This window comes from secondary endosymbiont of Ctenarytaina eucalypti, from assembly GCF_000287335.1.
In the GTDB taxonomy this organism is placed as follows: domain Bacteria; phylum Pseudomonadota; class Gammaproteobacteria; order Enterobacterales; family Enterobacteriaceae.
Genome location: NC_018419.1, coordinates 609,077 through 624,902, shown reverse-complemented (window position 1 = coordinate 624,902; position 15,826 = coordinate 609,077). Strand labels below are relative to the sequence as shown.

The window sequence follows — 15,826 nt, the reverse complement described above, 5'->3', positions numbered from 1 at the left end:
ATTTTCATCGTTCTATCAGCAATTGAACCGAGTCGGTCAGACAGCGCAGAGCTGTCTTGAGGGTGCGAGTTATCACCTCCCAGCTCTGGTGAAGACGTAGAGATAGCTAATACATAGGAACTACTGCTCTCTCCTACGTTACATTTCCAACATGAGTCGAATATAATGATTGTGAAAGATAATGAATGCATGGGTGCGTAAATATTCTTATGGCTCGCTAGAGACGATGTTGTAAGAGACAAGAGATGACTGCTTTCTTAATATGTTCCTGATACTAGCCGAGCCTTATGATGTAGTTTGCGTGATTACTGACGGATCCTGAATTATTCACTGTCAAGTGCATCACGTATCGTCCGAAAGAATACACTCATCAGATGGAGAGATAGAATTCTAATACAGGTCATGACATGAATTGTATTTATCTCGTAAAATCATTGATTTTTTAAAAATCAAACACCATAAGGTTTTTCTCGTAGGCTTCTGAGGTGTTATCAGTAGAAGAATAAGATAACTGTGTGATATAGGTAGGGTTTGTTAAATAACCAAGCATTAGACTGTTATTTTACTACGCATCTTTAATGGCAGTTACGCTCATCTCGGGTCTGTTGTTTTCTAACAAGACTGAATGATGCGAGTCTTTTCTTTATTGAATCAGAATATTTTATACTATTTGTTTAGTAAAAAATGGCGCTCTCTACTTTCATGTTATGCACTAAGACCTTATAAAAATAGCTTACTCGAGATAAGTGGCATCGCCATGAAACATGCATCGCAGTATAGTGTGATGCCATGATAAGACATCATATTTTATTATATATTGAAAAGATCTTTCGGCTCTTTGAGCCAAAAGTATATAATGCATTTTTCAACAAAAATGATGCATGGTTGTTAACCCCTTCTCATTCACTCTGAGTCATGCGTGAAATGATCAAGAAAATATGCGGTTATTACTCATCTAGTTATCGTAATGTTAATGCAATCACTAAAGAAGTGTTTAGTTCAACTATAGTACAAATTTCCCCTGCAAGGTAGTTATGTAGGTCGAGGCGAAGCAATATCTATTCTTGTATAATCAGCGGTTCCCTGAACAGCGACGTTATTTATCATTGTGACTAACAAAAAATTAGCATGGAAACATTTACTGCCCGATCTGGCCAGTTTCAAGGAGGTATTTGAAAAACCCTTCTCGCCTCTGACTTCTCCGTTAGAGACGATTCAAGCCCGTCTCACGGACGGGTTGACACGGTTTTGCTATGCACACTCGCCGAACCGTTTTATGGTGCTGATGGCACAAGAGGAAGAAGAATATCTTCAGCTCATTTCTGAGACGGTTAAGCAGATTTTGCCAGAGTCAGATCAGCCAGTCGGTAGCCGCTATATCGTAAGCGGTATGAATGTCAGTGAACAGCCTGCAATTAATGTAGACGATAATTTTGCTGCTCGCTCCACCTGCGTCTGGGAGGCCTGGGTTGAGTATGAGCGGCTGTTTGGCACGCTTAGCTATTATCACGACACCATCAATCTTCATCCAGGTCTAGTACATCGCGTCAACGGCGGTGTTCTTATCGTCGGTGCACGCACGATAATCAGCCAACCATTTCTCTGGCTGCGGCTCAAACGGATGATCTTACAGCAGCGCTTTGATTGGCATCCTGCGGATGAACGCCGTCCATTGCCGGTATCCGTACCATCGATGCCGCTGAACTTACGGCTTATCGTAGTCGGTGATCGTGAAGGGTTAGCTGCCTTAAACAATGTGGAGCCCGAGCTGATGTGTTTGGCGTTGTATGGGGAATTTGAGTCCGAATTACGTACTTCAGACGCGCAAAAGATGACCCAATGGTGCACTTGGGTAAACACGCTTGCGCAGCGCCAGGGCTTACCGCTACTAAGCGCTGATGCATGGCCAGCGCTAGTTCGACAGTCAGTTCGCTTCAGTGGAGATAAGTGCCAGCTACCGCTGTGTCCGCAGTGGATCATTCGCCGGCTAAAAGAAGCTGCGTTGCATAGCTCGCAGCAGGAGTTAACCGGCTCGGCTTTTACCGAGAGTAAGCGTAACCGGATGTGGCGCGAGAGTTATCTCATCGAGCGTATGCAATATGAGATTACCGAAGGGCAGATCGTAGTGGCAACGGAGGGACAGGTCGTCGGCCAAGTCAATGCGCTGTCTGTGCTCGATTGTCCGGGTCACCCTCTAGCATTCGGCGCGCCTTTGCGTATTAGCTGTGTTGTGCATGGGGGTGATGGAGAAATTAACGACATTGAGCGCAAAGTAGAATTAGGCGGAAATCTTCATGCTAAAAGCATGCTAATCATGCAGGCATTTTTAATTTCAGCGCTGGATCTTAAGCAACAGTTCCCTTTTTCAGCTTCGCTGGTTTTTGAGCAGTCTTATGGCGAAGTAGACGGTGATAGCGCCGCGCTAGCGGCAGGGGTAGCACTGATTAGTGCCTTAGCGGATCAACCTATTAATCAGCAAATGGCTGTTACTGGATCCGTGGATCAATTTGGCCACGTACAGGCCATCGGCGGCATCAACGAGAAAATAGAAGGCTTCTTTTCCCTTTGCCAGGCACGCGAGCTGACCGGGAAACAAGGAGTGATTCTTCCTAGTGCCAATGTGCGCCATCTTTGCCTCAATGACGATGTCATCGAGGCAGTGCGTACAGGAGACTTTTCTCTTTGGGCAGTTCGAACTATTGATGAGGCATTAGAAATCTTGATTTCCATGCCATTTAACCACGAAAAGCATCCTAGCCTGCTCGCGGCGATACGCAAGCGTATAGCCAATATTAATCTGCATGAAGGGCAACGTTTTCCTTGGGGTCTCCGCTGTTTAAACTGGCTCAAGGATCGCTAAGAGTATTGTTAGTGCCCTATATGTCGGGTAATGATTGGGAATCAATATTTAAGGTTTAGAGAAATATGGTAAATAAACGCTCATTCTATACTAAAGAAGATCTTTTGGCGTCTAGCCGCGGCGAACTGTTCGGAAAAGAGGGGCCAAAATTGCCGGCACCGAATATGCTGATGATGGATCGGGTAGTTAAAATGAACGAAGATGGGGGTAAGTACCATAAAGGTTTCGTGGAAGCAGAGCTAGATATTCACCCGGATATGTGGTTCTTCGGCTGCCATTTTATCGGAGATCCGGTAATGCCCGGCTGTTTGGGTCTGGATGCTATGTGGCAGTTGGTGGGTTTCTATTTAGGATGGCTGTCCGGTGAAGGAAGAGGTCGCGCGCTTGGGGTAGGTGAGGTAAAATTTACCGGGCAGATTTTACCAAGTGCGAAACAAGTCACCTATCGAATCCATTTTCGTCGCATCATTAATCGAAAACTGTTAATGGGCATGGCTGATGGAGAAGTCCTATGCGATGGAAGGATCATTTATATTGCCAGTGATTTGAAGGTCGGTCTGTTTAAAGATGCCACTATCTTCTAATGTGGCATGTCTCGGCATAAGTGTAATTTCTGCTAAGGCGTGCCGATTCTTGCTACAAAAAACTTTCACATCAGACGGTGGTCTTTCATTTTTGAAAGGAGTAGAGAGCTACTTGCCGTTTCTCTATGTCTCCAGACGAAAAATCAGTCAGATGTTATCTGAACTGATTGATATGAAAATATTCATTAAGAGGTTCTTGCAAACCTTCTGGATGCTTTTAAAAATTAAAAGGGGCCGGATTAAAAATCTACTACTTAGTGACGATTAGAATATAAACCGACAATACTATATACTCTAAGTAGAGTAGAGGATAAAAAACGCGATTGTCTTCTTCAGACTCTCATTATCTACAGTTACGCTGAGAATAGGCGCCCGTATTAATTACTTTCCTGATTGTCCAGCGGGTTTACTATGCGATAAATCAATGCCGCGTTCATTCATGTGTCTTGCTATTTAGTGCCAGATAGAGACTCAGCCCTGCTCTTCATGTGTTCACAGCATACTGCTGTGATGTTCTTTTTCTTTGCCAACATTTTTTAGTGCAGTGTTATCCATAACGTCATGAGTGGGTGCACGGCGTATTAAAGTTATTAATAAATAATATTCATGCTCTTTTTGCAGTATAGTAAGCCAAAATATACTCTTGGTATTGTAGTATTAGGTACATCGTTGTAAACATTGAAACCATGCAACTCTGTAAAGCTCTTTTCGAGATACTATACACTTATGTTTATTATTGCTACGATAGTAATCGTAGGAATCGGTATATTTCAGCAGAAAAAACGGCCGGACACGTTATCTAAGAAAAGCGCGCTCTGTCCATGCTGCAAGATGGGTGAGTAAACCATTGATGCTGCAAAAGCACCGCGCTGCTTCAGGGGTGTGTTTTAAGTAGATTATTTATTTTTGCTGATTGTAAATTTTTTCTTTGCCATAGTGGCCGCGTGTTGAAAGAATTTTACTGAGTACAGCGGATCCTGACCAAATATTTCCATGCATTTTATAGAGTCATGGTCTCATCGCAATGAGAGAATCAAAACTCTATCAACATGAGCATCTCGATGCAATAGACATCTTTAATAGCCATTTATATCCCTTAATAATTAGACTGTCTATCGGGTGTAGGTATGTGTGAATACCCATACTACAGCATCTTCCTTTTCCTGCCCTTAATCTTGCCTGTAGAAAATCACTGTATGTTGCTGCTAAATTTTAAGGAAGACAGGCAAGGCTCGTTCCTTGCGCACCTAATACATAATACATCACTTAAGCGTGAGGGACGGTGCCTCTTCGCCTCTAAGTTAGAGGATAAAAATCCATAACGACTACAGCGCCACCAAGCAATACAAGAAGAGGCTAGAGTGGCTCTACGATTTTGCAACGAGCAAGTATGCGCGAGTCATGTCTCCACGACAAACTCTTTATTATAGAATATAAAAGAAACAAGGAACGCAAGATGCTGGTATTACAATGTAATATCAGCACGGCACTGTACTAATCAAAGAATGCCAGTTATGCGGAAGCAAGCTATAGCATAGAAGCGTGAAGTTTTTAACACCATGGCACCGACTAAAGCGACCGGGTAGTAGTGGTCAATAAAAAAGACGAGTGTATTTAGATAACGTCACGAGTGAGGTTATCATCCACCGATAAAATTAAAACCTCGATCTCTCCTCTACATGCTAGTTGCACCTATCAGAGAATGTAATCAATGTACGGACATAGCTTAATGTATTAGAAAGAGTAAGTTGAGCAAATACTACTCTGATGTTGTCATGCTTATTCTGTAGTATCTGTCTTGAGTCTTACTTGCGAGTACGCAGGCTGTAACCGAGCTACCTTAACAGCCTGCTTGTTATTTAATCATTTCAGCTAAGTTTAGGGTGGTAAACTCATTTGCTATCTGGCTGTTATGAAAGCATGTATTATAATTTTAACGGATCGCTATTAATCATTCAGTAGTAATCATCCAGAAGACTATATTGAATATCTCTAAGAAGACTGAGAAGTTTTTTTGTAGACCATAACAATCTTTTGATTAATAATTAAGAGGTTGAGATTATTGCTTGATAGAGTCATGAGCAGAACACCGTTATCTATAATTATTTTTTGTCCGTATATATTTTTGCATAATGAGTACGTTGCACGATATATTTTTTAGTATCAACTCTAGTAGGTACTTGAAGCATTTCTATGACTTGATATGTGCCTATGGCACATAGGCACCCAGGGCTCAGATAAACCCTTAAAAGTCTCTTGTACCGGAACATAGCCGGTAATTACACCTCTAGTAACAACCAACCTGCTTTCCTAGGCACCTCTCTAGGTTCTACTTAGGTGCTAATGTGTACTCTAGGAGGAGGGGACATAGGTCCATGATGTGTGAAACTCGCCAAGATTCCCCTCGCTTCATATTGGAATACAATTTGCATTTTTTTTGCATAAGCGATATTGACTGATGAGAAATGATGCTGTCTAATCATCCATGTATAAAATAACTATTTCTGTTTTAGGATTTTTTCTTTTTTTCATAACGTTTCAGTATATAATGTAACGTGGCAGAGAATAATAAGTACTCTAAACCGACAGAGTACAATGCGTATATTCAAAAAATATTAGCTACAGCGGCTAGCTAGGTGCCCTATGTCGAGACTCGGCTCCCCGAAGGACTGTAAGGCCTCGTTCGCTGCTAATAATCGCTAGGTCAGCGCCTCGGCGCGCAAATAACCCTACGGTAACAACCCCTGCGATGTTATTGATTTTCTCTTCCAGCGCTACCGGATCCAGGATTGAAAGATTGTGCACATCCAAAATAATATTACCATTGTCCGTTACCACGCCCTGGCGGTACCGGGCCTGTCCACCTAGGAGCGTCAATTGGCACGCGACCCAGGCGCGTGCCATGGGGATTACCTCGATTGGCACCGGAAAGGTACCAAGTATATCCACGAGCTTACTGCCGTCAGCGATACAGATGAACTGATGCGCGACGGCGGCGATAATTTTTTCGCGGGTCAGGGCTGCGGACCCGCCTTTTATCATCTGTATGCTATGATTAATCTCATCAGCGCCATCCACATAAATAGCAAGGGAGTGGACATCATTAAGGTCGAATATCCGAATGCCTAGGCGTTTCAGTTTAGCAGAAGACGCCTCAGAGCTGGAAACCGCCCCCTGGATTTTATGCCTAACTGATCCCAGCGCTTCGATGAAATGTGCCGTGGTAGAGCCGGTTCCTACCCCGACAATCGTGCCAGGCTGGACATATTGCAGCGCCGCCCAGCCCACTGCTTTTTTTAATTCATCTTGCTTCATGGTCTAGCTCTGCCCGTATTCAATCTCGTTCTGGCATTAGTATAAATCAAACTTGACCATAATGGCGTAAATATTGCGACAATCTTGGATAAGAACGGTTAGGAAACAAGCTTTAGCCGTGTTCAGCCGTTAAGAAGTTTTTTTAAATTTTAAAGTATCATGCAACTCTTTTATATAGTTTTAGTAAACAGTGTCGATCATCGCAGGAATGTTTATCTTCTTATAAGATTTCATTTCATAAATGTACGCGATGAAGTTAAATTCCCTTATGGAACTAACAGTAAAGACTTATGTCTTTAATAAGCCCCTTATCGGGTAGGTATCCTGGATAGCGATAAATAGCAGGCAAGCTTGAGACGATCGAGAAGATTTTTTGAAGAAGCAAACATTATAAGTAACGATTTATTCATTTCACTACATGTGTTGCAACTAATGCTTCTATGGCAAAAAGTTTTAAGTTACTAGCTATGCCATTTACAGACAGACCCCCAAGTACCGCGGTGATCTAGTGCTATAAATGATTGAGGCATTTATAGCTGCCTAGAAACAGAAAAGATGTCTTTGACAGATTAGTGGAGCACTTTTTAAATCAGATAGACCACTACTACGTCTCTGATAGTACAGAGGGTAGTGATCTCCTATCACTCAACTTCTGAAAGAAACGCATTGACTTGATTGGTAAACTTATGAAGCTGGTGCTAAGATGAAACCGACTATACTTTTCGCAGAAGGCGAGAAAAGAGTGTGTATCAGCATCAAAAGATTAAAATGAGGTGGAAATTACCCACGTTGTGCTGCATCGCAGCGACCTGACGGTTTTGTTTAACGAAGAAGCAAAAAAAGCCGTTAGTAGGTGATCTAAAAATGCATACTATGCTGTAGCGAGACAGCAATTGATAGCACGATAGATACGATGATCTGTACTGCTTGCTTGCGCACTAGTACCTTTAATGCAGAGTGCCTGGATGCGACTACATGCAGACAACATCGAAAAATTTCGCATTATCGGTTGATAGTTCTCACCACACAATATAAATATAGTTCTCTATTGAGGTAGAGAACGGGATTATACCAGAAAGAGGCGCGACAACATGAGCTTGTCTAGACTATGAGACACTGCCCCTTCAGCCGACGAGGTTCAACATCATGCTCTGCATAACAGTAACGATGCCTTGAAATATGCTAGTCGATCCCCTACTGCTCAATAACCGATGCAATCATAGCTTTCGGAGTGGATAGAAGATTTTGGATTAAAGATCTGACGCGTGCACCGGTGTACTCTTGACTAGGTACAGAGATTAATGCCGTTATTTGAGGTGTATGTTTTTTATTACTGCGCTAGGAATTGAGGTGACTGGTATGCTGTGGTGTTATAACAACTGCTGAGTCTGCAATTATTGCGAGATTACAATAGTAGAAGTTGTATCCGAGTCAAGTAAATGATCTAAGGATATGCTCAATAAAGGTGTTTCAGAATTTTTTGTTTTCTTCGGGTGGAGGCCGCCTCATGCCCATCACAGAAGAGTTGTTGCGAAAGGAATAAGTATCAGTAATTCTTATGTTTATGAATGTATAATGGGATCTAAAAAAATCTCATAAGCAGGCTATGCATGAGCAATATGGAAAGCTATAATGCACTTGCTTAATGATATAAATTATTTTCGTAAACATAGACCCCTCCCTTGTATAAAAATATGAACTAAAGCTTAGTTTCTGATGTCATGATACGTGAACAACCGTTATCGAGGATTATTTTTATGCTGAATATAAGACTATATTTCAGCTGCTGAAAAATAGATAACGATTTTAGAGTGAAGAGCGAAGCTATCTTCGAATGGCCTTATCTTAATTTTGCAATACATCAGAATTATCTTAAAGATAATACCAAATAGTTATGTGCAGGTCCCTTGTATGACGCACCATGCATTGCTATATCTGCAGTAGTGTGTGTATATGTGGTTAAGGCTAGTGACAGTGCACATAGAGCTGAAGCATCTTTAATGATAGTTTACAGATCTAGAGTTGAGCCTTTAATAGCGAATGCTTAGTGTCTCTAACTTGCTTGGCTGCACTACAACCAGGATTGATAACCCTCAGTGTTGATATAATCGATGCTTAATTATAGTAGAGCAGATTAGATCAACACAATTGATGTACGACTTAAAGCTTGATGCTAATAAAAAGTATTTTAAGTCAAGTAAAGAAGGTGAGGTAAGGTATTTTATTGATCATTAAGAGGGTTCTTGATTAAGATCAGAAGATATTACGCAGGTGTATTGCACCAGAAACACGGTTTCGTTAACCATAAAAGGTTATTTATAAGATTTGTCTACGTGATTCTCTGTGATCCCTAACTGTTAGGTACTTGAGTATTAGCTCATCAAAGTGTATAATGTTTACTTTGAGATTTTATGGTTTCGTTTTGAGCCTCGATCTTAAAAGATTTCTCTTATGCTAGGATTCTATCCTGTAAGGATATCCTGAGGTAGGGTATAAATCCAAAAAAATTGTTTACTGATCCTTTGATCAGTGAAAGCCAATGTAAATTTTGGAGAAGTAATATGTCCCGAGTATGTCAAGTTACTGGCAAGCGACCAATAAGTGGCAACAACCGCTCCCACGCAATGAATGCGACAAAGCGCCGTTTTTTGCCGAATTTACATTCTCACCGTTTTTGGGTTGAGAACGAAAAGCGTTTTGTCACGCTGCGCGTATCTGCTAAAGGAATGAGAGTAATCGATAAGAAAGGTATTGAAGCGGTTTTAACTGATCCTCGTGTTTTTGGGGGGAGGTATTAAAGACGAAGGAGATAAATCATGGCTAAGAGTGTTCGCGAAAAAATTAAGCTAGTGTCTTCTGCTGGTACTGGTCATTTTTATACGACCACTAAGAACAAGCGGACTCAACCTGATAAGATGGAATTAAAAAAATTTGATCCGTGCTTACGGAAGCACGTGATATACAAAGAAGCTAAAATCAAATAATTTTGGCGACTCTACAGCAGAGAAGTTCTAGGCAGTCTTTGTATAAGTCTTTTGGCGGATACTGCTGATGCCAGAAGCTTGCGAGTGAACAAAAAGTATCAGAGGCCGGCAATTAGTGACACTGCACGCTAGTATTCGATACATTGCAGCCCTGAATAGCCAAAAAGATTATACCTCCAATCGGTTCTAGTTCACTGAATATTATAACTGCGTGGTAAAAAGCAAGATAGCTCTCAATCCATAACCGATTGATAATAGGCTGTTTTTTTACATTAACAAGACTTATGATCGTCAATCACTGTCTTTCTTTTGGGAAGCACTTCTTAGCCGATTTTCAGGGCCTGGATCCTTGCTCTGACTGCTTTCGCAATAATTTCGGGCAGAAAGTGATCTACATCGCCACCGTATAAACCCACCTCCTTGACGAGAGTAGAAGAAATACAAGACCAGGCTGAGGAGGGGATCATCAATACGGTTTCCAGTGTCGGCGTTAAATGGCAATTCATTTTGGCTAGCTGAATCTCATGTTCGACATCCGTTACCGCACGCACGCCACGGATCAGGATGCTCACCTTCTGCTGGTGAGCAAAATTAGCTGTTAGATTGCTAAAGCCCATTACAGTTACATTGGGCAAGTGAGAAGTCACTTGGGTTGCCAGTCCTATACGTTCATCCAAATCAAACAGTGGCTGTTTACTGGGACTTGCAGCTATTGCTAGCAACACCCAATCAAACATCTTTGCAGCGCGGGTTACTAAATCTAAATGGCCATTAGTGAGTGGATCAAACGTCCCGGGATAGATGGCTTTGGTGGTCATAGGTCCGGTCCCCTCATGGCCTTGTTTAAGGCCCACAGAGTGGTGTATTTATTGAAAGTATATTGTGCGTTTACCATTGCAAGTAACCAGCCATGTTTTCCGTCTAAAAAACCGGTTTTTAGGAGCCATGTTTTGAGGAAAGCACCGTAGGTATGGGTAATAATTGCTAAGATGCTACATTTACGTCCCTGTCGATAACGCTCTCTTGCCCACGTTTCGGCATAGAGTAACTGTTTTCGCTGAAAATCTGGTAAATCTCGGCATGTCAGATGTTGTAAATCACCGGCTAGCGTGACGATACTAGCGCTGTTTGTCTCGAGCGATTCATGAACAGGTAAAGCATTGTACTGATAGCGCTTGCGCGGATACAGCCGGACAACCCGGTCTGGATACCACCCGCCGTGGTGCATAAAGCGTCCGAGAAAAAGATTACACCGTGCACAATTGTAGACCACCTCAGGGTCAGGATGCAGGAGCACCGCCTGGATTGCCAGGCGCAGCGGCAGTGTAACACGCTCATCCGCGTCAAGCATAAGGATATACTCACTGCTGGCATATGACTGCGCTAGACGTCGCTGTATCCCGAAGTTGGGCCAGTCTGCAGCCGTCGTTGTAGTCTGGAAGACGCGCCCGCCTGCCTGAGCGGCGATGTAGCGTGTTGCATCAGTACTTCCCGCATCAAGCACCACGATTTCATCGGCCCAGCTCACCGATTCGAGACAATCCGTCAACACTTCGGCTTCGTTACGGGTAATGATCACCACAGACAGACGCTTTCTTTGCGACATTCACAGACTCCGTTTCGGTAGATAGGGTTCAAGTAGATTCAGTAGGCGCTCTAGTGCGCCCTGATTCTGGTAGAGAACATGAACAGCATGACGACCATAATATAGCCGATAATGCTCATTGCTCAATAGAGCGGAGACGGATCGGACCAGCGATGGAACGTCAGTCACGGTAATCAACCCGCCGGCCTCATGCAGTTTGCTACAAATATTACGGAAATTTAAAGTATGCGGCCCCATCAGCACCGGGATAGCGTGCGCCGCAGCTTCCAGGGGATTATGGCCTCCCCGCGCCACCAGGCTTCCGCCGACAAATGCCAGGTCGGCGATGCCATAGAGTAGCATCAGCTCGCCCATGGTATCACCCACCACTACCTGAGTACTTCTGGATGGCACTTCGCCGCTACTGCGCATGATATAATTGAACCTTGCCTTCATTGTCATCTCCCGTGCGACTCGAAAACGCTCCGGGTGGCGCGGAACTAAGATAAGCAACAGATCAGGAAAGCGTGTTAGTAGTTGGCGATGAGCTTGCAATAACAGCGTCTCCTCTCCTTCATGTGTGCTGGATGCGATCCAGACTGGTCGACATTCTGCCCACTGGCGGCGAAGGGCGCAGGCTTGCATCGCCAACTCAGGAGTTACTGAAATATCGAATTTTAAGCTGCCAGTGATCTCAAGTTGATTCTTTGTCAGCCCGAGCTCAAGAAAGCGCGCATCATCCTCCTCGTTTTGTGCTGCGATAAGGGTAATACGGCGCATGATATCGGACACAAAGCCACTAAACCTTTTATAGCTGGCGGCGGAGTGGGCCGAGAGTCTAGCGTTAGCAACTACTAGCGGAATTCCGCGGCGGTGTAGTGCCTTGATCAAGTTTGGCCAGAGCTCAGTTTCCATAATAATAACTAGCTTAGGGTTAACCCGATCCAGGAAACGGCTCATCGCTCCAGGTAGATCATAGGGCAGGTAGACGTGATGGACGTCATTGCCAAATGCCCACCGTACTCGTTCGGAGCCAGTAGGTGTCATCGTTGTGACGGTAATAGGCAAGGGCGGATAGCGGTGCCGTAAGGCACGCACAAGTGGTATGGCTGCCAGCGTCTCTCCCACCGAGACCGAATGCAACATGATCCCTCCGGGTTGCACTTTTCCCTGGCAAAATCCGTAACGTTCTGACCAGCGGCGGCGGTAGGCCGGCGCTTTTCTACTGCGCCATAATAACAGTATCCATACGAGTGGCTGGATTAAATATATGATGATGTTGTAGAACATTATAATTAACTATTGTAAGGCACAGCGACCCATGTGCTGAGTGAGTGTTTCACCAAAAAATATTTATTTTTTAACATTAGGAGCATGCTAGCAGAGCAGTCAGCATCCCGCCGCTATTAGCAAGGGAGGGTTTATTTGATGAGCGATAACGTTGATCGTGGTGCGGGAGTCACCATATACCTACGGTAAGTCTATGATAGCAGTTGCCGATACAGGCCCATCAGCTGACGTGAAAGATTCTCCGGCGTGCATCTGCTGACGCGTTGGCGCGCGGCTACGCTCATAGCAAGATCCTGTTCCCAGCGCGGAATTTCTGCAACAAACGTCCTGAGACTATGGATATCTAGCGCATCGCATATGAAGCCCTCCCGGCCTTGCTTGATAAATTCTGCACCGCCGCAGTGGTGGCTGGTAATAACCGGTAGGCCGCAGGACATGGCTTCAAGAATCGCATTGGGAAACGGGTCGTACAGCGTTGGCAAGATTAGCGCATCAGCGGCGTGGTAATAGGGTATTACGTCCTGACAGACGCCAATGAAACGCACGTGCGATAGGCAACCCAAGCTTTTCGCCAGAGCTTGATAGCGCCACTGGTGTTTGTCTTGTCCGACGACAATCAGGTAGAGATCGGTCTTAACAATTGCGCAGAGAGCCTGACGTAATCCTTTGCGAGCAAAACCTGATCCGACGAAAATTAGGGCCCGTGCCTTTTCGGGAATCGATAAGGCTTCACGAGCCACCTGACGCTGTGCACCGTTTCCGGGAGCGAACTGCGTTGGATCGATGGCATTGTAAATCAAGGCGCATTTATGCTCCTTTACGCCGTAATAGCACATGATGTCGTCTCGTACCATAGTCGAGTTACAAATAATTTTCTTGAGTTGCGAAGAATAAAACATTTCGCGCTCCGCAGACAGGACAGATCGGTGATAGGGGCTAATGTGAGTCAACCAGCGCTTATGGATGGGGACGATCCGCTCGCGATGTTCTAGCCATGCCCGGTGGGCCCCATCTCCAGCACGAAACACATCACATCCGGAGATGCGCTCATGGCTTTGTACTAGATCAAAATGATGCTGCTGCCAGTACCGCCTGGCAGCATCGGAAAACCCCCGTTCACGGGCGATACGGCTGTTACCTCGCGGGTTGCATATATGCAGATGACAGGCAGGCCATGATGTGCCTGGCCACTGGCGCGTGATGATGTGCAGCGCCAGTACTTTTGGATCAAGCGCTTCCAGCGCGCGGGAGATAAAGCGCTCCGCGCCACCGTCAGGACGGTATTTTTGCCGTACTATCGCAAGGCGTATGGTTTTCATGTCAGATTTCTCTTGCCACCGACGATCTGCTGATGGTGGTTCCTTGGTGAAGGATATGCCCTTTTCAGTAGAGTGCTATGTATTGATAGCGCTTTCTTGAGGGGGTGCTTTTTTATGGAATAGCATCTCTATTTAGTCATCGGACTGGGCCTAGGCAGGCATAAAGAGCCTTTCGATTCTGTAAATAAAAGTGACTCAAACGCTATCGCACTCAGATGGCACTGACAGATTTTGACATAAATCTCACCCGATTGGATGGTGGGATATAATGACTAACTCATAGCACAATACAGTACGCTTTTTATTCTAGGGAGCCCTAGACTAAAATGTTAGTGAGGGCGTCAAAGCGACATGTATGTGTTTTTATAGCAATGAGATGCCTTAGTGTAAAATCAAAATTGATGAAAAAGCGCAGAGTGTTTATGAGTCTCGCCAGTTGCAGCAACCGGCGCTACCCGGCCATATCGAAAAGTCTTACACCGGAAAAAAAGACATTCTCACCAGCGCCTATTCTTTTTTATGCGGTGTAGGAATCATCAGCTCCTGCAATCTTCTGATTGCTACTCTCTTAATCAGCTGCGATATGAGCCTATCCCTAGTTTTTATATAACCAGAGAGGGTGTCTAATTAATAGGTTTTGTATACTAGCCTGTTACCCTCTTGTCGCGCAATAACGTGCTACCCTAGTCTTGATCAAATGGTACATTTACAGTAGATAATCGCAATGTTAAGATGATTACAGCATGCTAATCTTTTTTCCAGGTATGTCGTTAGCTGCGTTTAGCGGTAACGACTAAACTGTTTTATGTGTCAAGGGCGCGAGACAAGCATCCTTCTTGGCTATAGTACGCGCTGATGCCTAATACCACACTGCTGCCTGAGGTGATAATCAAGGGCATCTATTGCATTGCAGGGGAAATAGTCATTAGATAAGAATCTAAGCTCACATCAGGTTCTTGCTAATGAGCATTGCTATTCTAACTGACGTCGAGGGCTATGTTTTCCCATAGAAGATCGAGGACTTAAGACTGGAGTTTATTAAAACAATGTACTGGGATTGACATCTTGTCTTTAATATAAAAAGTTAGTGTATGGCCCGCTTCTTGCTCTACGAGCGTCGATTATGAATCACGGCGTCATCTCTGACGATTGAGTGATGATGCACTAGGATTTCTAATAAGATACTGTAATAAGTGTAAAGATTTTTTACTCGTTAGCAATGAAGCGAGGGAGAATTGGGCGTGATGGCTCTCATGATATCAGGAATTCCAGGCTATATTTCTAAGCCATACTTGAAACAACAGCAGCGCTATATTTTTCTAGAAAGAAACTCAATCAGATTTTTACTCAATCATGATTAATCTTGCAACAAACGGTGCCGTATTCAGTAATGTGTTTTTTGAAACAAGAAGAATATTTTTGATGAGTGACTCATCAAAAGAGAGTTGAGTATGCGCTTCAGGCCGTGTCTAGGAAAGCCTAATATCGTATTTTTTTATCATTTTGATTAATGCTAATGCCTTATTTACGTGCTCATCATAGTTATCTAGGTTCATGATGAAGGCGCAGATTTTTTGTGATTTGGTGGGAGTGCAGTAGTTTTATCTAGTGCGTCTCTGTAATAAGCTACTAGCTGTTCTAGGCATCATGACTTGTCGCTCAGAGGCTGATTATTAATCGCATGATAATGCGGATAGCATGACCTAGTCAATACTCCCAACCTACCGAGATGAAATACGCGGGAGTGTTTTATTTTAAAATACATAAGGATGACAGTAATATCTATCGCCAGTGCTGTCAAATTATGATTCCCGAATGATACGGGGTTGTACTGCATGAAACCTGAACAAGCCTGTACATTAGTGCTGCTAGCTTTGTGATCAATGCGG

The 15,826-nt window shown here is 43.8% G+C and carries 9 protein-coding genes; 4 read left to right on the top strand and 5 right to left on the bottom strand.

Annotation, left to right across the window (positions count from 1 at the left end; all coding sequences use genetic code 11):
- Window positions 1-1,108 precede the first annotated feature (1,108 nt).
- The gene (locus tag A359_RS01765) at window positions 1,109-2,860 is read left to right on the top strand and encodes an AAA family ATPase (protein ID WP_014888123.1); all 1,752 of its coding nucleotides are present in this window, start codon (window positions 1,109-1,111) and stop codon (window positions 2,858-2,860) included.
- Window positions 2,861-2,925: 65 nt separating this feature from the next.
- Entirely contained in the window at window positions 2,926-3,444 is a 519-nt protein-coding gene (fabA, locus tag A359_RS01760; protein WP_014888122.1) for a bifunctional 3-hydroxydecanoyl-ACP dehydratase/trans-2-decenoyl-ACP isomerase, read from the top strand.
- Window positions 3,445-6,072: 2,628 nt separating this feature from the next.
- On the opposite strand, the gene rpiA is transcribed toward fabA, so the two are convergent.
- A complete protein-coding gene (rpiA, locus tag A359_RS01750) occupies window positions 6,073-6,759 on the bottom strand; it encodes a ribose-5-phosphate isomerase RpiA (protein ID WP_014888120.1) in 687 nt (228 codons plus the stop codon).
- Between the two features lie 2,561 nt (window positions 6,760-9,320).
- Between rpiA and rpmB the strand changes: the two genes are divergently transcribed.
- The gene (gene rpmB / locus A359_RS01745; RefSeq protein ID WP_014888119.1) at window positions 9,321-9,557 is read left to right on the top strand and encodes a 50S ribosomal protein L28; all 237 of its coding nucleotides are present in this window, start codon (window positions 9,321-9,323) and stop codon (window positions 9,555-9,557) included.
- Window positions 9,558-9,575: 18 nt separating this feature from the next.
- Window positions 9,576-9,743, top strand: a complete 168-nt coding sequence (rpmG, locus tag A359_RS01740; protein WP_014888118.1) for a 50S ribosomal protein L33 — start codon at window positions 9,576-9,578, stop codon at window positions 9,741-9,743.
- A 323-nt stretch (window positions 9,744-10,066) separates the two neighbouring features.
- Here rpmG and coaD read toward each other — a convergent pair whose 3' ends face one another.
- The 4 genes from coaD to A359_RS01720 all read right to left on the bottom strand — a co-directional run bounded on the left by coaD (window position 10,067) and on the right by A359_RS01720 (window position 13,937).
- On the bottom strand, window positions 10,067-10,561 hold the full coding sequence (gene coaD, locus A359_RS01735) for a pantetheine-phosphate adenylyltransferase (protein ID WP_014888117.1): 495 nt from the start codon (window positions 10,559-10,561) through the stop codon (window positions 10,067-10,069).
- Window positions 10,558-11,349, bottom strand: a complete 792-nt coding sequence (locus tag A359_RS01730; RefSeq protein ID WP_014888116.1) for a glycosyltransferase family 2 protein — start codon at window positions 11,347-11,349, stop codon at window positions 10,558-10,560. The genes coaD and A359_RS01730 overlap by 4 nt, the downstream gene beginning before the upstream one ends.
- Entirely contained in the window at window positions 11,350-12,618 is a 1,269-nt protein-coding gene (gene waaA, locus A359_RS01725; RefSeq protein ID WP_044104495.1) for a lipid IV(A) 3-deoxy-D-manno-octulosonic acid transferase, read from the bottom strand. It abuts the gene before it with no gap.
- A gap of 191 nt (window positions 12,619-12,809) precedes the next feature.
- Entirely contained in the window at window positions 12,810-13,937 is a 1,128-nt protein-coding gene (locus A359_RS01720) for a glycosyltransferase family 4 protein (RefSeq protein WP_014888114.1), read from the bottom strand.
- Window positions 13,938-15,826: the final 1,889 nt, after the last annotated feature.

Bases quoted from the DNA above. Each gene is read 5' to 3' on its own strand.
- fabA (WP_014888122.1), top strand. From the start codon at position 2,926: ATGGTAAATAAACGCTCATTCTATACTAAAGAAGATCTTTTGGCGTCT.
- rpmB (WP_014888119.1), top strand. From the start codon at position 9,321: ATGTCCCGAGTATGTCAAGTTACTGGCAAGCGACCAATAAGTGGCAAC.
- rpiA (WP_014888120.1), bottom strand. From the start codon at position 6,759: ATGAAGCAAGATGAATTAAAAAAAGCAGTGGGCTGGGCGGCGCTGCAA.
- rpmG (WP_014888118.1), top strand. From the start codon at position 9,576: ATGGCTAAGAGTGTTCGCGAAAAAATTAAGCTAGTGTCTTCTGCTGGT.
- coaD (WP_014888117.1), bottom strand. From the start codon at position 10,561: ATGACCACCAAAGCCATCTATCCCGGGACGTTTGATCCACTCACTAAT.
- A359_RS01720 (WP_014888114.1), bottom strand. From the start codon at position 13,937: ATGAAAACCATACGCCTTGCGATAGTACGGCAAAAATACCGTCCTGAC.
- A359_RS01730 (WP_014888116.1), bottom strand. From the start codon at position 11,349: ATGTCGCAAAGAAAGCGTCTGTCTGTGGTGATCATTACCCGTAACGAA.
- waaA (WP_044104495.1), bottom strand. From the start codon at position 12,618: ATGTTCTACAACATCATCATATATTTAATCCAGCCACTCGTATGGATA.